Genomic DNA, 18,802 nt, shown 5'->3' with positions numbered 1-18,802 from the left:
AGTCAGGTTATGGCCCCTTAACGGACCTATGGACGCTGTAGTGGATTTGTCGGCTGTTGACCAACTGAGACATCGGCGCGGGGCTTCTGCCCCGCGTTTTGTGTTTACGACCACGGCGGCTCTTCGCTCGCCCCGACTGCCTCGTGGTGGATCGTGACATCCGCCGAACGCAAGCCGGTCAGCAATACTGTTCTTACAGAGACCGGATCGAATCCAATTTCTTTGGCGTTTGGTGGATGTGCTTCGCTGCCCTTCAATCGGAGCGCCAAGTGCAATTGCTCGCAAAGGTGCTGAACGACGAGATTGACCTGATCGTCAGTCATGATCTGCCTTTCCTGCTACAATTTGCTATTCAATCAGGTAGCACACATGAAAATAGGGCGATACGCGATTTGACCGCCCCAAAAAGCAACCCCACGCGATTGCCCATGGGCGGGCCCAAAATCGTCCGCCTGCCAGGGCAGACTGGAAGTAACTAGCGGGCCACTGGAGCGACGCTTTTGACCACGACCGACGCGCCTTCCATCCCTAAGGATGCCCGCCCGCGGGCGAAGCCAATTGCGTCTGACCAACAATCTCGTCAGCCCGCCAGCACCTCACCGCATGTCCGTCGGGACGTGTCTCCAGCGACGGCCCCGGTTCACGGCGGCACACCGCCTCAGCATAACGACAGCGCGGGCTGAACGCGCATCCGTTCGGCGGATTGAGCGGATTGGGCAGGTCGCCCCCTGTCGTCGCCAGCGGTGTGTGGCGCAGCGGGTCGGGGATGGCTGATATCAGAGCCTGCGTATAGGGGTGGGCCGGCCGTTCAAAAATCTCGCGCCAGTCGCCATTCTCCACGATGCGGCCGAGATACATGACGGCGACCTTGTCGCTCATGTGCTCGACCACGCCGAGGTCGTGGCTGATCATGATGTAGGAGAGACCGAGCGTTTCCTTCAATTCCAAGAGCAGATTGATGATCTGCGCACGGATCGAGACGTCGAGCGCCGAGACCGGCTCGTCGCAGATGACGATTTTGGGATTGAGGATCAGCGCGCGGGCAATGCCGATGCGCTGGCGCTGGCCGCCGGAGAATTCATGCGGATAGCGGTCAGCCTGTTCGGGCCGCAGGCCGACATGCCGCAGCATCGTCGCGACGCGGTCCTCGATTTCGCTTTTCGTGGTCACGCCATGCACACGCAGGGGATCCTCGAGCGTGCGGCGAACGGTCTGGCGCGGATTGAGCGAGGCGTAGGGATCCTGGAACACGATCTGCACGGTGCGGGCCAGCGACTTGCGATCGCCGGATTGCCTTGATGTCACGACCTGCCCGTCCAGCACGATGCGGCCGCGCGTCGGCGTCAAGAGACCAAGGATCGACAAGGCGACGGTCGACTTGCCAGAGCCGGACTCGCCGACAAGGCCAAGGCATTCGCCCCGCTTCAGCTTGAGATCGACACCGTCGACGGCGCGGAGCAGCCGCCGGCCGCGGCCAAGCAGGCCACCGCCCAGCGGAAAATGAACCGCGAGATCCCTAACGCTGAGGATGAGATCCTCGTCCACTCTCCCCTGCGGTTCATGCATGGTGGTGGCACCTGACCAGACCGCCCGCCTCCAGCAAATCCGTTTCCGGCGCGACTGTCCGGCAAATATCGGTCGCCTGGGTGCAACGCGGATTGAACCTGCAGCCATCCGGGAAACCAGTGATGGCCGGGACGACGCCCGCGATCTCCTTCAGCCTGCTACGTCCAAGCGCTGCGCGACTGCCGAGCCGCGGCAGCGAGGCGACCAGGCCTTGCGTATAGGGGTGCGACGGCGTCCGGAAGATATCGGCCGAGCCACGCTCCTCGACGATACGTCCGGCATACATGACGGCAACGCGGCGGCAGACATTGGCGACGAGGCCGAGATCGTGGCTGATCATCAGGATCGCCGTTCCTCGCTCGGCGCATAGATTGCGCATCAGCTCGATGATTTCCGCCTGCACGGTGACGTCGAGCGCGGTGGTCGGCTCGTCGGCGATCAGGAGATCGGGACCGCATGCCAGCGCAATGGCGATCATCACGCGCTGACGCATGCCGCCGGACAGCTGGTGCGGGTAGTCCTTCACGCGTCGCTCGGGTGCGGGAACACGGACGCTGGCGAGCGCCTCCACCGCCAGCCTGTTGGCCTCCCGCCAGCTTTTGCCCTTGCGCAGCACGAACATCTCAGCGATCTGCCGCCCAACGGGGGAGACCGGATTGAGCGCCGTCATCGGCTCCTGGAAGATCATGGCGATGCGGTTGCCGCGCAGGTCCCGCTGTTTGGCCGCCGAAAGGTGCTGGATCTCCCGCCCCTCGAACCGGATGACACCGCCGCCGATCGACAGCGGCGGCCGCAACAGGCCGATCAGGGCAAGCGCCGTGATGCTCTTGCCGCAACCGGATTCGCCCACGAGACCGAACGTCTCGCCGCGATCGATGCGGAACGAAATGCCCTCGGCCGCCGCAACGTACCTCGATCCGTCGTCGAGATCGATGCGCAGATCCTCGACTTCGATCAGCGGCGAGCCGGTCATGCGCGGCGGCTCCGTGATTGTGGATCGAGAATGTCGCGCAGACCGTCGCCGAGCAGGTTGAGGCCGAGCACCGTCAGGAAGATGGCGAGGCCAGGAAACACCGAGAGCCACGGCGCCGTCGTGATCTGGTCGCGGGCGTCCGACAACATGCTGCCCCAGCTTGGAAACGGCGGGCGGACGCCGAGGCCGAGGAACGACAATGCGGCTTCAGAGAGGACCGCGCTGCCCATGCCCAGCGTGCCGATGACGACGATCGGTCCCAGCATGTTCGGCAGCAACTGCGTGATCATGATGCGCAGATCGCCGTAGCCGAGCACGGTCGCCGCCTGCACATAGCCCTGGCTCCGAAGCGACAGCGCCGACGCCCGCGCGATACGGCACGTGAAGGACCAGTTGGTCAGGCCGAGTGCGATCAGCAGGCTGGTCAGGCCGGGGCCGAGCACCGCCATGATGGCGAGCGCGAAGATCAGCGACGGGATCGCCAGCATGAGATTGGTCAGGGCGTTGACGACATCGTCCCACCAGCCGCCAAAATAGCCGGCGCTCAGACCCAGCCCCACGCCGATGACGCTGTTGATGAGCTGCGAGACGATGCCGACCGTCAGCGAGACGCGCGCGCCGTAGACGACGCGGGAATAGATGTCGCGGCCCTGGTCGTCGGTCCCGAACCACCAGGTCCAGCTCGGAGGCTCCTCCGCATTCATGAGATTGGCATCAAGCACAGGATCGGTGTGTGCCAGCCAGGGCGCGAGCAGGCCGACCAGGATCGCAAGCGCGAACAGCGCGCCACCGATGACGAGATTGGCGCGGAGCTTCATGCGTATCTGATCCTGGGATCGATCACGCCGTAGAGCACGTCGATCAGCAGATTGATCGCGAGAAAGGCCAGCACCACCACGAGGATGGAGCCCTGCACGGCCGGAAGGTCGCGCTGTAGGACGCTGTCGACCAGCAGCGAACCGATGCCCGGCCAGGAGAACAGTTTCTCGACGACGACCGCCTGCCCCATCAACCCGCCGAACTGCAGGCCGACGGTGGTGAGAATGATGACGAGCGCGTTGCGCATCACATGCCACTTCACGACCCTGACCTCGCTCATGCCCTTGGAGCGCGCAGTGCGGACGAAATCAGCGGTCATGATTTCTAGGACGGCGGCGCGCGTCGTCCGGGCAAATAGCGCCATCGGCGAGACGCCGAGTGTCACCGCAGGCAGAAGGAGATATTTCAGTCCTCCATCGCCATAGCCGAAACTCGGCAACCAGCCGAGCTTCAACGCGAACAGATACATCAACACCAGTCCGAGCCAGAATTTGGCAATGGAAAGTCCCGACACCGCCACGACCATTGCGAGCGTATCGACGATGCCTCCGGGTTGCAGCGCAGCGATGAAGCCCAAGGGAACACCGATCACGATGGCGAACGCCATGGCCGTGAATATCAGTTGCAGTGTCGGCCATGCCCGTTTGGCGATCATGGTCGTAACAGGCTCGCGCGTCCGGAACGACGTCCCGAAATCACCGGTCGCGAGCTTCGCAATATAAGACCCGAAACGGATGTAGACGGGGTCGTCGAGGCCGAGCTGCTTCTTCATGCGCAGCTCGACCTGAGGATCGCTGTCGTCGCTCATGCTGGTAACGATACTGCCGGGAACGACGCTGAACAGCACGAAGACCAGTAGTACGACAGCGAGCACGGTCGGAATGGTCTGCAGGAGACGACGGATCAGGAAGGAGAGCATCGGCACTTTTCCTCTCTCCCTCCATCGCTCGTCGCGACGGAGGGAGCGCGAGAGCGCATGTCACTTCGCGGGCGAGGTTTCGTCGACCCAGAGGTCCTCGACGTTCTGATGGGTCAGCTCCGTCGCATTCAGCTGAATACCCCTAAGCCACGGCTGCACGGCCATGACCGCCTTGTTGTAGTTGAAGAACCAGACCGGCGCCTCTTCATAGAGCAAGGCATTGGCCTTTTGCAGCAGCTGAACGCGCTTCGCGGGATCGTCGGCCTGCCCGGCCTCGTCGACGATCTTGTCGAAGTCGGCGTTCTTGAAGTTCATGTAGTTGCAGGCTGGCTGCGGCGTCGACGAGTGGAAGCATTTGAGCGCAGCCTGGGGATCCGGACCGCTCGCCTGGGAATAGATGAAGGCCTGATAGTCGCCGGTGCGAACCACCTCCGCCAACACCGCGGTCTCGACCTGCTTGACCTTGACCTTGATGCCCACCTTGTCCAGCATCGGGATGACGGCCGAGACGATCGGCAGGCCCCAGCTCTCATTCTGGCTGGCGGTCCATTCGAATTCGAAGCCTTGGGGATAGCCGGCCTCGGTGAGCAGCTGCTTGGCCTTGGCGGGATCGTAGGCGTAGGGCTTCATGGCCTTGTCGTAGGCCGGAGAGGTCAGCGGCAGCCAGCTGGTGGCACGATAGGCCTTGCCTTTCACCAGCTTGTTGATGATCAGGTCGGTATCGATCGCATAATTGATCGCCTGCCGGACACGCTTGTCTGCGAACGGCTTGAACGAGGGATTCATCCCCATGTACCGCGTGAAGACCTCGGCGACCTCGACGATGGTACCCTTGAGGTTCGCGTCGGACTGATAGGCGACATATTGCGCGGGCCCGAGCACCGAGGTGTCGATCTCCTTGTTGCGGAATGCGACGTCTCGGGCCGCGGCCTCGCCCATGATCGACACGACGATCTTGTCGGCATAGGGCTTGCCGGGCTTGTAGAACCGGTCCCACCGCTCCAGAACGATGCGCGATCCCGGCACGTGCTCGACGAACTTGAACGGACCAAGACCGATCGGTTTCTGGATGAAGCTTTCCTTTGCACCTTCGTCTGCAGGATAGATCGAAGTTAGCGCGGTGAAGAAGTAGAAGCCCGGATCGACCTTCTCAGTCAGCTTCATTTCGAGGGTGAAGTCGTCGATCTTCTTCAGGCCGGAGATCTCCTTGGCCTGCCCCTTCTCGACCGCGGCTGCGCCCTCGATCACGCGGACGAACCGCGCGCCGGGATAGGCCTTGGTTCCGTCCATGATGCGGTTGTAGGACCAGATGATATCGTCGGCGGTCATCTTGCGGCCGTTGTGGAAATAGGCGTCGTCACGCAGCTTGAAGGTGTGAACGAGACCTCCGCCGGAAACCACGTCCTCCTTGGCAAGCTCCAGAACCGGCTTGCCTTCCGCGGAATTCCAGATGTAGAGCGACCGGTGCAGGGCCTTGGCGTAGATCTCGTCCTGCGCGCGCTGAGTTGTATGAATATCCAGGCTGGTGAAACTCGAGCCATAGGGCGCGGTCATGCGGATGGTTCCGCCCTTGCGTGGTGTCTGAGCTTCCGCCGAGGCGGCGAGCGCCAGTCCCAGGCCGGCAACGATCGCAATCATCCTGAACATCGTGTGTCCCCCAACGGCGCGAGTGTATTCCGACGAGAGATTTGATCATCCGTCGCCTGTCGAATGCAAGCTTCGTTTTTGATTGAGACCAATGTCGGTTCCGGAAGGCAGCCCGCCGACGAGGAGCTTGAGGGGTTCAGGTATATCCCCAGCGACCCAAGCCGCCGATTGACGCGGTGCGTCATCGAGCGAGCAGGAGATGCGGCTTTATTGACGGCGCGCCCGCGCTCCCTCCCCGTCATTGCGAGCGTAGCGAAGCAATCCAGAGTCTCTCCGCGGCGACAGTCTGGATTGCTTCGTCGCAAGGGCTCCTCGCAATGACGGCGCCTCTCGCGACGTCTTCAGCCGGATAGCTCCGGCTGCCAGTCCCGCAGCTTTCGAGCAGCGCCTGTGACGTCGGCGATCGTGCGAAATGCCGGCGACTCCACCATCACCCCCCGCGCGAGCCGCACGGCGCGGGCTTCGCTGATGGCTCGTTTCCGCGGATCTTCAATCAGCTCGAAATCGATATTGTGGGCGAGGCCGAAGATGCGGCGGATGGTTTTTGCGGCTGCGAAGCCGATGGTGTCGTCGAACAGGCGCCGCATGTAGGCCTGCCGCTCGGCCTCAAGACGTGCCACGCCCTTCTCGCCGGCGAAGAGTGTGACGGGGTAGGCGTCGCCGTTAGCGCCCGCGCGCCAGAGGTCGAGGAATTTGCCGGCGAATCCGTTCCAGACCGTTTCGACGGTCGCCAGCACCCAGGCTTCGAATGCGGCCCGCTCGCCCGGGGCGCGTTCGTGACCGGCCGAGGCGAAATAGGCCATCAGCAGGTTCGCCACCACGGCGCCGACATCAAAGCCCATCGGGCCGTAGAATGCGAACTCCGGGTCGATTACCCGTGTCTGGCCCTCGGTCACCATGATAGAGCCGGTGTGGAGATCGCCATGGAGCAGCGCCTCCGGGCTTGCCAAGAACTTCAGCTTCAGGCGGGAGATGGCGACATGCAGGTCCATGTCGTCGCGCAAGGCCGCGGCCAGATCGTCGAGATAAGGCGAGGTCCAGCGGTTCTGTTCGGCAATGCGGTAGGGATCGGTGAAGATCAGGTCTTCGGTGATCTTGCAGAGCGCATGGTTGCCGGCAAACGCCGCGATGCCTTCCTTCTTCTCGGCTGCAGACAGCGCGAGGTCGGAGGTGAAGAACAATGTCCGCGCCATGAAGGTGGTGATGTCGTCCACAAAACGCGGATATTGCGTTGCCGCAACCAGCCCCTTGCGCATGATAATGTGGGGCTCGAGCAGCTCCATCACCGTCAGCGCCAACGCCTCGTTGTGATGCAACAGCGCCGGCACGAGGCCGGGCGCGAGCTGGGCCTGCTTCGACAGCGCCAGATATTCGTAATGGGCCCGCGACAGCGGCAGAGGCCAGCTCTCGCCGACGAGGCGGACGTAGGGCAGCGCCTGCTTCACGGCGACGCCGCCGCGCCCGCCCTTCACGATGAAGACGAGGTTGAGATTGCCGTCACCGACCTCGGTGATCGCCCAGGATGCCGGCTCGCCGAGGAGCGCGGCAATATCGGGCAGGCCCGCGAGATAGTCCCGCAAGTCGGCCACATGTAGAATTCGATAGTCCCCTGCCCGGTCCCCGGTCATGACGATCCCATCCCATGTCTGCGCCGGATCGTTACTCCCGATGCTGGGAAGCTCGAGCCGATCCCGGCCATTCTTTTGATCGGATCGTAATCGCAATCAACGTGGTCCGCCACCCGGTGCTTTGGTTGTCCGGCGAACAAGGAGATGGGCGCAAGGTGATTAGTATCGGGCGACCAAGCTGGGACGCTTGGTCGCGAGCCCACGATTTGCCGATTTTGGAACACAAGCGGGGTGAGGACAGTTTCGCCTTTCTGAGATTTCAAAGGAGCTGCCGATGGCCCGCGGAATGCCCTCCATGACTGCCCTGCTGGCGATGCTGGCCATTGCCGGATATCAGAACCGCGACAAATTGGCTGAGCTGCTGAAAGGTGCGAGCGGCGGCTCGTCCGCGGGCGGTCAACAGCCGCCTGGGGGCGTGCTCGGCAATCTCGGCGGCATGCTTGGCGCGGGCGGAATCGGGGGCCTGCTCAATGGCGGAATTGGCGAGCTCCTGGAGAGATTCAACCAGAATGGGCAGGGCGAGATCGCCGATTCATGGGTGAAGCCCGGGCCCAACAAGGACATCTCCTCGCCGCAGCTGAAAGAAGCCATCGGCAGCGACGTCCTGGAGAAGCTCGCACAGCAGACCGGACTTTCTCAAGACGAGATCGTCACACGGCTATCCCGCGAGCTTCCTTCCGCGATCGACAAATACACGCCGGATGGACGCCTGCCTGACGCATAGCTGCAGCGGCTCAATTCAGAAGAGGTGTACACATGAGCCTTCTTTGGACCATCATCATCGGCTTTCTCGCCGGCGTGATCGCCAAGTTCATCATGCCGGGCGACAATGAACCTTCCGGCTTCATCCTGACGACCATCCTCGGCATCGTCGGCGCCTTCGTTGCCTCCTACCTCGGGCAAGCGCTGGGCTGGTATCGCCCTGGCGAAGGGGCCGGCCTGATCGGTGCCGTGGTCGGCGCGATCATCGTGCTGTTTGTCTATGGATTCATCGCCGGCCGGCAACGCCGCGCGATCTAGATTCGTGCGGATCGTTACTCCCGCTCCAGGAAGCTCGAGCCGATCTCGGCCTTTCTTTTGATCGGGTCGTAATCGCAATAGACGCTGTCCGCCACCAGCGTGTAGCTGGCGTAGACGCGGTATTTGTCTGTCTTGACCGAGTTCAGGCCGATCACCGAGGTGCTCTTGCCGCCGTTCCACTTGAACGGCGTCGAGCTCTTGGCCTGTTCGCAGGCCATCACCGCCTCGTTGAAGACATAGCCCTCGACGAACGCCTTCAGGGTGCGCACCTGCACCGCCATCTTCCATTCGACATAGCCGATGGCCCCGAGGCCGGCGACGATCAGCACCAGAAGCGCAATGACGATCCTCTGAAAAGTCATTCGGTCCCCCCCAAAAACAATCGTCTGCAAAAAACGTCTAAAACGGCATTCCCATCATCTTCGACAGGCGCTCGATCGAGAGATAGCCGGCGTGGTAGGCGGCCAGGCCGATGCCGAAGACGATCGCCGAGATGATCGTGGTCCAGATCAGCTTGCGGCCCATGCGGGTCAGGATCGGCGCGCCGGGGTCGGTGCCGGGCGCGCCGACGCCGTCCTCGTGCTGGCTGCGCACGCCGAACGGCAGCGTCACGAACAGCATGACCCACCACAGCACGAAATAGATCGCGAGCCAGGTTGAAATCTGTATGGCCATGGGGCGGGCCTTATGCCTGCTCGATCTCGACGAGTGCGCCGGAAAAATCCTTCGGGTGCAGGAACAGCACGGGCTTGCCGTGGGCGCCGATCTTCGGCACGCCGTCGCCGAGCACCCGCGCGCCCTCCTTCACCAGGGTGTCGCGCGAGGCGATGATGTCGACGACCTCGTAGCAGACATGGTGGATGCCGCCGTCGGCATTGCGCTCGAGGAACTTCGCGATCGGCGAGGCTTCGCCGAGCGGCTCGATGAACTCGATCTTGGTGTTGGGCAGCGTCGCGAACACCGTGGTGACGCCATGCTCGGGCAGCGGGACGGCCTCCGAAATCTGCGCGCCGAACGCCGCACCGTAGATCTTTGCGGCCTTAACGGCGTCCTTGGTCGCGATCGCGACATGGTTGAGCCGGCCCAGCATTGTTCTCTCCCGTTAAACCGTCAGGACGTGTACCAGACAGGGGGGCTTTTTACCCCAATGTTCGTTGATCACGGCACGGACAGCGCGTCGCACCGACTCGGCCAGCGCGTCCGGATCGCGGCGGCGCGGCCGCGGCAGGCCCTCGATGGTGGAAACCACGGCGTCGAACACGATGTCGTCGAAGGCCTCGCCCGCCCTGTTCTTCTCGGGGATGCCGACGAGATCGACCTCGGGATCGTCAGCGAGCTCGCCCTGCTCCGTCATGGCGACAGCGACGAAGGCGCAGCCGGAGAACGCCATCCGGCGCCGCTCGACCACTGCGCGGGACTTTGAGTCCTCCAGGATCGTGCCATCCTTGTAGAGACGGCCCGACGGCACCTCGCCGACGATGCCGGGATCGCCAGGACCGAGCTTGACGAGATCGCCGTTGCGGCAGACCAGCACGCGCGGCACGCCGGCGGCGCGCGCGAGTTTTGCGTGCTCGTGCAGGTGCAGGGCCTCGCCATGGACCGGGATCAGGAGCTGCGGCTTCACCCAGGAGATCAGATCGCGCAGCTCGTCGCGGCGGGGATGGCCGGAGACGTGGACCAGATGGTCGCGATCGGTGATGATCTCGACACCCTGGAGCACCAGATTGTTGATGATCGAGCCGACCGCCTTCTCGTTGCCGGGAATGGTGCGCGAGGAGAAGATGACGCTGTCGCCGCGATTGAGTGTGATCTCGGGATGGTCGTCGTTGGCGATGCGCGCCAGCGCGGCGCGCGGCTCGCCCTGGCTGCCGGTGCACAGCGCCAGCACCTTGTCCTGCGGCAGGTGGCCGTAGACCTCGGGGGAGCGGAAGTTCTGCACGCCGTCGAGATAGCCGCTTTCGCGCGCGACCTGCACCACGCGCTCCATGGCGCGGCCGACAACGACGACCTCGCGATCGGCGGCCTTCGCAGCCTCGGCCACAGCCTTGATCCGGGAGACATTGGAAGCGAACGTCGTCACCGCGACGCGGCCCTTGGCGGCCTTCACGAGGTCGATGATGGTTCTGGCGACCTCCGCCTCCGACGGCGAGCGGCCGTCGCGCACGGCGTTGGTGGAATCGCCGATCAGAGCGAGCACGCCCTCCTCGCCGAGCTCACGCAGTCGCTTCTCGTCGGTCGGGGCACCCAGGGTGGGGGTCGGGTCGATCTTCCAGTCGCCGGTGTGCAGCACCGTGCCGGCTTCGGTGCGGATCGCCAGCGCGTGCGCCTCGGGAATCGAATGCGCGACGGGGATGAACTCGACGTTGAACGGGCCGACATCGACGCGGCCGCCGGACGGGATCACCGTAACTGGAATGTTGGGCGCATTGCGCTCGGCGGCGCATTTGGCCTCGAACAGCGCCGCACTGAACTTGGTCGCATAGATCGGGCATTGCAGCTTCGGCCAGAGATCGATGATCGCGCCGAAATGATCCTCATGGGCGTGGGTCAAAACCAGGCCCATCAGATTCTTGCGTTCCTTCTCCAGGAAAGAGATGTCGGGCATGATCAAATCGATGCCCGGCAGATGCTCCTCATCGCCGAAGGAGACGCCGAGATCGACCGCGAGCCAGGCGCGCTGGTGGCGGTTGCCGAGGCCGTAGATCGACAGGTTCATGCCGATCTCGCCGACGCCGCCGAGCGGCGCAAACACCAGTTCGTCGGGCCTCGCCATCACGCAGCTCCCACCGAACGGGCCGGACCGAAGAACACCTCGCCCGCAGCGACCGGCACCCGGCGGCCTTCCGCGGTGCGGACGATCAGACAGCCGCTGTCGTCGATGGTGTCAAAAATGCCTTCCAGCGTCGTCGTTCCCGTGTGGATCGCAACCTTTTCGCCGAGCCCCGCGGCGCGTTCCAGCCAGAGCTTTCGGATCTCGGCAAAGCCGCGGCCATGGTCCCAGATGCCGCGAAACTCGACCCAGGCGTCGGACAACGCCGAAAACAGCTCCTCCGCGCTGATCTGGACGCCAAGGGTGGCGAGTGACACGGCGGGCGTTGGCGTACCTTCAGGCGCTGCGACGACGTTGGTGCCCATGCCGGCCACCACAGCGAGGCGATCCCCGATGATCTCGGCCTCGAGCGCAATGCCGACCAGCTTCTTGCCACCGGCCAGCACGTCGTTCGGCCATTTCAGCGCATAGCGGGGACGGCCCTCCCCGAGGCGCAACGCCGCCTCCAGGCTGACCTTCTCCAGCGCCGCCTCCTGCGCCAGCCCGGCGGCAAAGCCGAGCGTCGCGGCGACGGCGGGCGCCACGTCCATGACCTCGAGGATGCTGGCGGCGAGATTACCCTTGGGCGCGATCCAGGCGCGCTGGCGCCGGCCGCGGCCGGCGGTCTGCTCGGATGTGACGAACCACATCGGGCCGCGTTCGCCGGCGCGGGCGTGCTCGATCGCGTCGGTATTGGTCGAGCCCGTCCGTTCGAAAGCCGCGAGCTTGTAGCCCGCGGACTGTGCGCGAGGACCGAGCGCGAACGCCATCCTAGAACAGCGACTTTGCCGCGGCGGAGGCGACGCTCACCACGGGACCTGCGAACAGCGCGAACAGAATGGTGAACAGACCCGCAACCGCCAGCACCGTCTTCACCTCGACGCGCATCGGATCGACCTGGCCGGCCGGCTCGTCGAAATACATCGTCTTGACGATGGCGAGATAGTAGTAGGCGCCGACGACGCTGGAGAGCACGCCGATCACGGCGAGCGTGAACAGGTTCGCCCTGATGGCGGCAACGAAGACATACCATTTGGCGAAGAAGCCGGCGAGCGGCGGAATGCCGGCGAGCGAGAACAGCAGCATCGCGAACATGAAGGCGAGCAGCGGATTGGTGCGCGAGAGACCTGAGAAATCGCTGATCTTCTCGACGGCCTGGCCGTTGCGCTTCATGGCGAGGATGACCGAGAACGAGCCGAGCGTCATCGCGACATAGATCACGATGTACATCAATACGCCCTGCGCGCCCTCGACCGTGCCGGAGGCAAGACCGACGAGGGCAAAGCCCATGTGGCCGATCGAGGAGTACGCCATCAGGCGCTTGATGTTGCTCTGGCCGATCGCGGCGAAGGAGCCGAGCACCATCGAGGCAATCGCCACGAACACCAGGATCTGCTGCCACTGCGAGACGATGCCGGGGAATGCAGTTAGCGTGACGCGGGTGAAGACGGCGAGCGCGGCTACCTTAGGCGCCGAGGCGAAGAAGGCGGTGACCGGCGTCGGGGCGCCTTCATACACGTCAGGCGTCCACATGTGGAACGGCACCGCCGAGACCTTGAAGCAGAGCCCCGCAAGCAGGAACACGAGGCCGAAGACCAGGCCGACATTCGAGATCGTCGCAGCCGAGGCAATGCCGGTGAAGCTGACCGTGCCGGTGAAGCCATAGACCAGCGAGGAGCCGTACAGCAGCATGCCCGAGGACAGCGCGCCGAGCACGAAATACTTCAGGCCAGCCTCGGTCGACTTGGCATTGTCGCGGTTCGAGGCCGCCACGACGTAGAGCGCGAGCGACATCAATTCGAGGCCGAGATAGAGCGAGATCAGATCGCCGGCCGAGATCAGCACCATCATGCCGAGCGTCGAGAGCAGCACCAGGATGGCGTATTCGAAGATGCGGCGCGAAGGATCGGACAGGAACTCGGTCGACAGCACCAGCGTCACCGCCGAGCCGATCAGGGCCAGAATCTTCATGAAGCGCGCAAAGTCGTCGACGATGAAGCTGCCGCCGAAGGTCACCTGCTTGCCCGCGGGCTGCATGTAGACGAGCGCGCCGACCACGATCAGCAGCGCCACCGCCAGCGTGGTGACGGTCTTGGTCGTCTCCTGCCCGCGATAGGCTCCGAGCATCAGAAGCGCCATCGCGCCGACCGCGAGCACGATCTCGGGCAGCACCGGCGCCAGTTGATAACCTGCAGTCTCAAAGCTCATGGCGATATCCTGACCTGCCCGATCACTGGAGCAGTGCGGCGGCCTTCACGGCCGACACAGCGGTGGTGTAGTTGTTGACGAGTTGCTGGACCGAGGCGGCCGACATGTCGAGCACCGGCTTCGGATAGACGCCGAACAGGATCGTCAGCGCGATCAGCGGGAACAGCGTCACGCACTCGCGCAAGGTGAGATCCTTCATGCTCTTCAGCGACGGCTTGACCAGCGCCCCGAACACGACCTTGCGGTAGAGCCAGAGCGCGTAGCCGGCCGACAGGATCACGCCGAAGGTGGCGAAGAACGCGGTCGGGATCGAGACCTTGAAGGTGCCGAGCAGCGTCATGAACTCGCCGACGAAGCCGCTCGTGCCGGGCAGACCGACATTGGCCATGGTGAAGACCATGAAGGTCAGCGCGTAGAGCGGCATCCGGTTGACGAGGCCGCCATAGGCCGCGATCTCGCGGGTATGCAGGCGGTCGTAGACGATGCCGACGCAGAGGAACAGCGCGCCGGAGACGATGCCGTGCGAGATCATCTGGAACATGCCGCCGGCGACGCCCTGCATGGTGCCGGCGAAGATGCCCATGGTGACGAAGCCCATATGCGCCACTGACGAGTACGCGATCAGCTTCTTCATGTCCTCCTGCATCAAGGCCACCAGCGAGGTGTAGATGATGGCGATGGCCGAGAGCGTGAAGACGAACGGCGCGAAGTCGTGCGAGGCCAGCGGGAACATCGGCAGCGAGAAGCGCAGGAAGCCGTAGCCACCCATCTTCAAGAGGATCGCGGCAAGGACCACCGAGCCCGCGGTCGGCGCCTCAACGTGCGCGTCAGGGAGCCAGGTGTGCACCGGCCACATCGGCATCTTCACCGCAAACGAGGCGAAGAAGGCCAGCCACGCCCAGGTCTGCAAAGACCGCGGTACGGCGGTGTGCATCAGGGTCGGGATGTCTGTGGTGCCGCCGTTCCAGTACAGCGCCATGATGGCGAGCAGCATCAGGACCGAGCCGAGCAGCGTGTAGAGGAAGAACTTGAACGACGCATAGACCCGGCGCGGACCGCCCCAGACGCCGATGATCAGGAACATCGGGATCAGGCCGCCCTCGAAGAAGAGGTAGAACAGCACGAGATCGAGCGCCGAGAAGGTGCCGATCATCAGCGTCTCCAGGATCAGGAACGCCATCATGTATTCGCGGACGCGGTTCGTGACCGCCTTCCAGCTCGCAATGATGCAGAACGGCATGATCGCGGTGGTCAGGATCACGAGCGGCAGCGAGATGCCGTCCACACCCATGTGGTAGGTGATGCCGGTCGCGAGCCAGTTCGCCTTCTCGACGAACTGGAAGTCGGGGTTTGCGGGATCGAAGCGCATGACCAGGATCACCGACACCGCGAAGGTGATCAGCGTGGTCCAGAGCGCGATCCAGCGCGAATTGCGCTTGGCCGCCTCGTCGTCGCCGCGGCTGAGATAGACGATCAGCGCGCCGACCAGCGGCAGGAACGTCGTGACCGAAAGGATGGGCCAGGTTGTCATTTACTGGCCTCCAAAGCCGAACATGAACCAGGTGATCAGGCCGGCGGCGCCGATCAGCATGGCGAATGCGTAGTGATAGAGATAGCCGGTCTGGATCTTCACGACGTTGCGGGTGACGTCCAGCACGCGAGCGGAGATGCCGTCGGGGCCGAGGCCGTCGATGATGAAGCCGTCGCCCTTCTTCCAGAGCTGGTAGCCGACCCACTTCGCCGGGCGGACGAAGATGAGGTCGTAGAGCTCGTCGAAGTACCATTTGTTGAGCAGGAACTGGTACAGCATCGGCTGCTCTGCGGCGAGCCGAACGGGGATGTAAGGCCGGCGGATATAGAACAGGTACGACACCAGGAAGCCCAGCACCATCATCACCGTCGGCAGGAACGCGATGGACTCGGGGATGTGGTGCATCTCCTCGATGATGTGCGGGTGCATCTTCACGGACTCGCGGAAGAACTCCTCGACGCCATGACCGGCGAACAGCTCCTTGAACGGGAAGCCGGCGACGATCGAGCCGACCGCGAGCACGCCGATCGGGATCAGGATCCAGAGCGGAGCCTCGTGCGCGGCCTCGTAATGATGCTCGTCATGCGGCTCGCCGTGGAAGGTCTTGAAGATCAGGCGCCAGGAGTAGAACGAGGTCAGGCCGGCGGCGACGACGGTCATCAGGAAGCCGTACACCGCGAACGGATTGTGCGAGACGTAGGCGGACTCGATGATGGCGTCCTTGGAGAAGTAGCCGGCCGTGAGCGGGAATCCGGTCAGGGCCAGCGTACCGACCACCATCACCGCATAGGTGTAGGGGATCTTCTTCCAGAGGCCGCCCATGTTGCGGATGTCCTGCTCGTGGTGCATCGCGTAGATCACCGAGCCGGAACCCAAAAACAGCAGCGCCTTGAAGAAGGCGTGCGTGAACAGATGGAACATGCCCACCGAATAGGCCCCTGCTCCCATCGCGACGAACATATAGCCGAGCTGCGAACAGGTCGAATACGCCACGATGCGCTTGATGTCGTTCTGGACGAGGCCGATGGTCGCCGCGAAGAAAGCGGTCGTCGCGCCGAAGAACATCACGACAGCCTGGGCGGTCGGAGCGAGCTCGAACAGCGGCGACAGGCGCGCCACCATGAACACGCCCGCGGTCACCATGGTCGCGGCGTGGATCAGCGCCGAGACCGGGGTCGGGCCTTCCATCGCGTCCGGCAACCAGGTGTGCAGCAGGAACTGCGCCGACTTGCCCATCGCGCCCATGAACAGGAGGAGACAGGTCAGGGTCAGCGCGTCCGCGTGCCAGCCGAGGAAGTTGATGGTCTTGCCGGTGAGGCCGGGCGCGGCATGGAAGATCGTCTCGAAATCGGTCGAGCCGACCAGCATGAAGATCGCGAAGATGCCGAGCGCGAAGCCGAAATCGCCGACACGGTTGACCACGAAGGCCTTGATGGCGGCCGCGTTCGCCGACGGCTTCTGGTACCAGAAGCCGATTAGGAGGTAGCTGGCGAGACCCACGCCCTCCCAGCCGAAGAACAGCTGCACGAGGTTGTCCGCGGTCACCAGCATCAACATGGCGAAGGTGAACAGCGAGAGATAGCCGAAGAAGCGCGGCCGATACGGATCCTCGTCCATGTAGCCGATGGAATAGAGGTGCACGAGCGAGGACACGGTGGTCACCACCACCAGCATCACGGCGGTAAGCGTATCGACCCGCAGTGTCCAGTAGACCTGAAGGTCGCCGGAGAAGATGAAGGGCAGCAGCTGGATGCGGGCGTCATGGTGCATGAAGCCGACATCGACCAGCGTCATCCAGGACAGCGCCGCCGACACGAACAGCAACCCCGTGGTGATCAGCTCGGCCGCGCGCGAGCCCGCTGCCGCCGGCTCGACTGGGCCATGGCCGTGGTCGTCGTGGCCGTGATCGTCGTGACCATCGTCATGCCCATGAGAGTCATGGGCCGCCGACGCGTGAGCGTCGCCGTGGCCGTGATCGCCATGATGCTCGACCTCGTCGCCTGAGGGGTTGCGGCCATGCGCGCCGACGAGCGCTATCAGGCCGGCCAGAATGGCGCCCAGCAGCGGCAGGAAAACGATTGCCTGAACCATTTGAGAGCTCAGCCCTTCATCAGATTGACGTCCTCAACCGCGATCGAGCCGCGGTTGCGGAAATAGACCACCAGGATGGCGAGACCGATCGCGGCTTCAGCGGCCGCTACGGTCAGCACCAGCAACGCGAAGACCTGGCCGACGATGTCGCCGAGGAAGGTCGAGAACGCCACGAGGTTGATGTTGACCGAGAGCAGGATCAGCTCGATCGACATCAGGATGACGATGATGTTCTTGCGGTTCAGGAAGATGCCGAGGATCCCGAGCGTGAACAGGATCGCGCCGACCGCCAGATAGTGTCCGAGCCCGATCGTCATTTCACCCACTCCGCCGCATCGGCATCCGAGAGCCCCTGCCCCGGCGCCACCTTGCGCATCGCCATCGCCATCTCCGGCGTGCGCGCGTTCTGAACGTTGATGTCCTGCCGCTTCACGCTCGCCTTGTGGCGCAGCGTCAGCACGATGGCGCCGATCATGGCGACCAAGAGCACCATGCCTGAGAGCTGGAAGTAGTGGATGTACTTCGTATAGAGCACGAGGCCCAGCGCCTCGGTGTTGCTGACATTGGTCGGGATCGCCGCCGTGATCGTCTTGGAGACGCCGGGGTTGATGACCCAGAAGCCGACGGTCAGCAGCAGCTCGAACAGGAAGATGCCGCCGATCACGAGGCCGACCGGCAGGTACTCGATGAAGCCCTCGCGCAGCTCGAGGAAGTCGACGTCGAGCATCATGATCACGAACAGGAACAGCACCGCGACCGCGCCGACATAGACCACGATCAGGATCATCGCGAGGAATTCGGCGCCCATCAGCACGAACAGGCCGGAGGCGTTGACGAAGGCCAGGATCAGGTACAGCACGGAGTGCACGGGATTGCGCGAGACAATCACCATCACGGCCGAGGCGACACAGATGCCGGCGAAGAGATAGAAGAACAGCGCGGGAAGGATCATCGGGGATTCCCCGTCATTCCGGGGCGCGGGCAAAGCCCGCGAACCCGGAATCTAGAGATTACGGCGCGAGATTCCGGGTTCGCGCTTCGCGCGCCCCGGAATGACGAAAGGATGGCGGGAAGGATCATGCCCTCACCTCACCGGTACGGCGCGTCGAGCTCGATCGCTTTCGCGATCTCGCGTTCCCAGCGGTCGCCGTTGGCGAGCAGCTTGGCCTTGTCATAGAACAGTTCCTCGCGGGTCTCGGTCGCGAACTCGAAGTTCGGACCTTCGACGATTGCGTCGACCGGACAGGCCTCCTGGCAGAGGCCGCAATAGATGCACTTCACCATGTCGATGTCGTAGCGCACGGTACGGCGGGTGCCGTCGTTGCGGCGCGGACCGGCCTCGATGGTGATGGCCTGCGCCGGGCAGACCGCTTCGCACAGCTTGCAGGCGATGCAGCGCTCTTCGCCGTTCGGATAGCGGCGCAGCGCATGCTCGCCGCGGAAGCGCGGCGAGATCGGGCCCTTCTCGAACGGATAGTTCAGCGTCGGCTTCGGCTGGAAGAAATAGCGCATGGCGAGGAAGAACGCCGAGACGAATTCCGACAGCAGAAGCGAGCGTGCAGTGGCGTTGACGTTGATACCCATGAGACGG

At 63.6% G+C, this 18,802-nt stretch carries 20 protein-coding genes; 2 read left to right on the top strand and 18 right to left on the bottom strand.

Going from position 1 to position 18,802, the window contains the following annotated elements; all coding sequences use genetic code 11:
• Positions 1 to 104: 104 nt before the first annotated feature.
• The 7 genes from NLM27_RS11395 to mtnK form a co-directional block, all read right to left on the bottom strand.
• Complete coding sequence (locus NLM27_RS11395) at positions 105 to 323, bottom strand: hypothetical protein (RefSeq protein WP_254143384.1); 219 nt, start codon at positions 321 to 323, stop codon at positions 105 to 107.
• A 205-nt stretch (positions 324 to 528) separates the two neighbouring features.
• On the bottom strand, positions 529 to 1,566 hold the full coding sequence (locus NLM27_RS11390; protein ID WP_254143383.1) for an ABC transporter ATP-binding protein: 1,038 nt from the start codon (positions 1,564 to 1,566) through the stop codon (positions 529 to 531).
• The gene (locus tag NLM27_RS11385) at positions 1,559 to 2,539 is read right to left on the bottom strand and encodes an ABC transporter ATP-binding protein (protein WP_254143382.1); all 981 of its coding nucleotides are present in this window, start codon (positions 2,537 to 2,539) and stop codon (positions 1,559 to 1,561) included. Before NLM27_RS11385 ends, NLM27_RS11390 begins: the two co-directional genes overlap by 8 nt.
• Positions 2,536 to 3,357 carry an ABC transporter permease gene (locus NLM27_RS11380; RefSeq protein WP_254143381.1) on the bottom strand — a complete coding sequence of 274 codons (822 nt, stop codon included), beginning with the start codon at positions 3,355 to 3,357 and terminating at the stop codon, positions 2,536 to 2,538. Before NLM27_RS11380 ends, NLM27_RS11385 begins: the two co-directional genes overlap by 4 nt.
• A complete protein-coding gene (locus NLM27_RS11375) occupies positions 3,354 to 4,277 on the bottom strand; it encodes an ABC transporter permease (protein ID WP_254148798.1) in 924 nt (307 codons plus the stop codon). Before NLM27_RS11375 ends, NLM27_RS11380 begins: the two co-directional genes overlap by 4 nt.
• Before the next feature lie 60 nt (positions 4,278 to 4,337).
• Positions 4,338 to 5,924, bottom strand: coding sequence for an ABC transporter substrate-binding protein (locus NLM27_RS11370; RefSeq protein WP_254143380.1), 1,587 nt, complete (start codon positions 5,922 to 5,924; stop codon positions 4,338 to 4,340).
• Positions 5,925 to 6,265: 341 nt separating this feature from the next.
• On the bottom strand, positions 6,266 to 7,552 hold the full coding sequence (gene mtnK / locus NLM27_RS11365) for an S-methyl-5-thioribose kinase (RefSeq protein WP_254143379.1): 1,287 nt from the start codon (positions 7,550 to 7,552) through the stop codon (positions 6,266 to 6,268).
• 274 nt (positions 7,553 to 7,826) lie between these two features.
• Between mtnK and NLM27_RS11360 the strand changes: the two genes are divergently transcribed.
• Together NLM27_RS11360 and NLM27_RS11355 are read left to right on the top strand one after the other, a co-directional pair.
• Positions 7,827 to 8,276, top strand: a complete 450-nt coding sequence (locus tag NLM27_RS11360) for a YidB family protein (protein WP_254143378.1) — start codon at positions 7,827 to 7,829, stop codon at positions 8,274 to 8,276.
• A gap of 32 nt (positions 8,277 to 8,308) precedes the next feature.
• Positions 8,309 to 8,572, top strand: a complete 264-nt coding sequence (locus NLM27_RS11355; RefSeq protein WP_166815791.1) for a GlsB/YeaQ/YmgE family stress response membrane protein — start codon at positions 8,309 to 8,311, stop codon at positions 8,570 to 8,572.
• 14 nt (positions 8,573 to 8,586) lie between these two features.
• Here NLM27_RS11355 and NLM27_RS11350 read toward each other — a convergent pair whose 3' ends face one another.
• From NLM27_RS11350 to nuoI, 11 genes are all read right to left on the bottom strand, one after another.
• Positions 8,587 to 8,934, bottom strand: coding sequence for a hypothetical protein (locus tag NLM27_RS11350; protein WP_254143377.1), 348 nt, complete (start codon positions 8,932 to 8,934; stop codon positions 8,587 to 8,589).
• 37 nt (positions 8,935 to 8,971) lie between these two features.
• Positions 8,972 to 9,247 (bottom strand): DUF1467 family protein, encoded by a 276-nt coding sequence (locus tag NLM27_RS11345; protein WP_254143376.1) that lies wholly within the window; start codon positions 9,245 to 9,247, stop codon positions 8,972 to 8,974.
• Between the two features lie 10 nt (positions 9,248 to 9,257).
• Complete coding sequence (gene mce, locus NLM27_RS11340; protein WP_157330446.1) at positions 9,258 to 9,662, bottom strand: methylmalonyl-CoA epimerase; 405 nt, start codon at positions 9,660 to 9,662, stop codon at positions 9,258 to 9,260.
• A gap of 12 nt (positions 9,663 to 9,674) precedes the next feature.
• On the bottom strand, positions 9,675 to 11,345 hold the full coding sequence (locus tag NLM27_RS11335) for a ribonuclease J (RefSeq protein ID WP_254143375.1): 1,671 nt from the start codon (positions 11,343 to 11,345) through the stop codon (positions 9,675 to 9,677).
• Positions 11,345 to 12,151, bottom strand: coding sequence for a biotin--[acetyl-CoA-carboxylase] ligase (locus NLM27_RS11330; protein ID WP_254143374.1), 807 nt, complete (start codon positions 12,149 to 12,151; stop codon positions 11,345 to 11,347). The genes NLM27_RS11335 and NLM27_RS11330 overlap by 1 nt, the downstream gene beginning before the upstream one ends.
• Before the next feature lies 1 nt (position 12,152).
• Positions 12,153 to 13,589, bottom strand: a complete 1,437-nt coding sequence (nuoN, locus tag NLM27_RS11325) for an NADH-quinone oxidoreductase subunit NuoN (RefSeq protein ID WP_254143373.1) — start codon at positions 13,587 to 13,589, stop codon at positions 12,153 to 12,155.
• Positions 13,590 to 13,611: 22 nt separating this feature from the next.
• Positions 13,612 to 15,120, bottom strand: a complete 1,509-nt coding sequence (locus tag NLM27_RS11320) for an NADH-quinone oxidoreductase subunit M (RefSeq protein ID WP_254143372.1) — start codon at positions 15,118 to 15,120, stop codon at positions 13,612 to 13,614.
• Positions 15,121 to 17,211: an NADH-quinone oxidoreductase subunit L gene (nuoL, locus tag NLM27_RS11315; RefSeq protein WP_254143371.1), complete on the bottom strand. Its 2,091-nt coding sequence runs from the start codon at positions 17,209 to 17,211 to the stop codon at positions 15,121 to 15,123. It lies immediately after the preceding gene.
• Positions 17,212 to 17,219: 8 nt separating this feature from the next.
• The gene (gene nuoK / locus NLM27_RS11310) at positions 17,220 to 17,528 is read right to left on the bottom strand and encodes an NADH-quinone oxidoreductase subunit NuoK (protein WP_008547737.1); all 309 of its coding nucleotides are present in this window, start codon (positions 17,526 to 17,528) and stop codon (positions 17,220 to 17,222) included.
• Positions 17,525 to 18,163, bottom strand: coding sequence for an NADH-quinone oxidoreductase subunit J (locus tag NLM27_RS11305; protein WP_254143370.1), 639 nt, complete (start codon positions 18,161 to 18,163; stop codon positions 17,525 to 17,527). Before NLM27_RS11305 ends, nuoK begins: the two co-directional genes overlap by 4 nt.
• Before the next feature lie 137 nt (positions 18,164 to 18,300).
• Entirely contained in the window at positions 18,301 to 18,795 is a 495-nt protein-coding gene (gene nuoI, locus NLM27_RS11300) for an NADH-quinone oxidoreductase subunit NuoI (protein ID WP_191093171.1), read from the bottom strand.
• Between the last annotated feature and the right edge of the window lie 7 nt (positions 18,796 to 18,802).

It is taken from the genome of Bradyrhizobium sp. CCGB12 (assembly GCF_024199845.1).
Classification (GTDB): domain Bacteria; phylum Pseudomonadota; class Alphaproteobacteria; order Rhizobiales; family Xanthobacteraceae; genus Bradyrhizobium.
This window is presented reverse-complemented; position numbering and strand designations above follow the sequence as displayed.

Coding starts and splice junctions, on each gene's coding strand:
- NLM27_RS11305 (WP_254143370.1), bottom strand. CDS start 18,163: ATGATCCTTCCCGCGCTGTTCTTCTATCTCTTCGCCGGCATCTGTGTC.
- nuoN (WP_254143373.1), bottom strand. CDS start 13,589: ATGAGCTTTGAGACTGCAGGTTATCAACTGGCGCCGGTGCTGCCCGAG.
- NLM27_RS11380 (WP_254143381.1), bottom strand. CDS start 3,357: ATGAAGCTCCGCGCCAATCTCGTCATCGGTGGCGCGCTGTTCGCGCTT.
- NLM27_RS11370 (WP_254143380.1), bottom strand. CDS start 5,924: ATGTTCAGGATGATTGCGATCGTTGCCGGCCTGGGACTGGCGCTCGCC.
- NLM27_RS11360 (WP_254143378.1), top strand. CDS start 7,827: ATGGCCCGCGGAATGCCCTCCATGACTGCCCTGCTGGCGATGCTGGCC.
- NLM27_RS11390 (WP_254143383.1), bottom strand. CDS start 1,566: ATGCATGAACCGCAGGGGAGAGTGGACGAGGATCTCATCCTCAGCGTT.
- NLM27_RS11350 (WP_254143377.1), bottom strand. CDS start 8,934: ATGACTTTTCAGAGGATCGTCATTGCGCTTCTGGTGCTGATCGTCGCC.
- mtnK (WP_254143379.1), bottom strand. CDS start 7,552: ATGACCGGGGACCGGGCAGGGGACTATCGAATTCTACATGTGGCCGAC.
- nuoK (WP_008547737.1), bottom strand. CDS start 17,528: ATGACGATCGGGCTCGGACACTATCTGGCGGTCGGCGCGATCCTGTTC.
- NLM27_RS11330 (WP_254143374.1), bottom strand. CDS start 12,151: ATGGCGTTCGCGCTCGGTCCTCGCGCACAGTCCGCGGGCTACAAGCTC.
- NLM27_RS11335 (WP_254143375.1), bottom strand. CDS start 11,345: ATGGCGAGGCCCGACGAACTGGTGTTTGCGCCGCTCGGCGGCGTCGGC.
- NLM27_RS11375 (WP_254148798.1), bottom strand. CDS start 4,277: ATGCTCTCCTTCCTGATCCGTCGTCTCCTGCAGACCATTCCGACCGTG.
- NLM27_RS11385 (WP_254143382.1), bottom strand. CDS start 2,539: ATGACCGGCTCGCCGCTGATCGAAGTCGAGGATCTGCGCATCGATCTC.
- NLM27_RS11355 (WP_166815791.1), top strand. CDS start 8,309: ATGAGCCTTCTTTGGACCATCATCATCGGCTTTCTCGCCGGCGTGATC.
- nuoL (WP_254143371.1), bottom strand. CDS start 17,211: ATGGTTCAGGCAATCGTTTTCCTGCCGCTGCTGGGCGCCATTCTGGCC.
- NLM27_RS11395 (WP_254143384.1), bottom strand. CDS start 323: ATGACTGACGATCAGGTCAATCTCGTCGTTCAGCACCTTTGCGAGCAA.
- NLM27_RS11320 (WP_254143372.1), bottom strand. CDS start 15,120: ATGACAACCTGGCCCATCCTTTCGGTCACGACGTTCCTGCCGCTGGTC.
- nuoI (WP_191093171.1), bottom strand. CDS start 18,795: ATGGGTATCAACGTCAACGCCACTGCACGCTCGCTTCTGCTGTCGGAA.
- mce (WP_157330446.1), bottom strand. CDS start 9,662: ATGCTGGGCCGGCTCAACCATGTCGCGATCGCGACCAAGGACGCCGTT.
- NLM27_RS11345 (WP_254143376.1), bottom strand. CDS start 9,247: ATGGCCATACAGATTTCAACCTGGCTCGCGATCTATTTCGTGCTGTGG.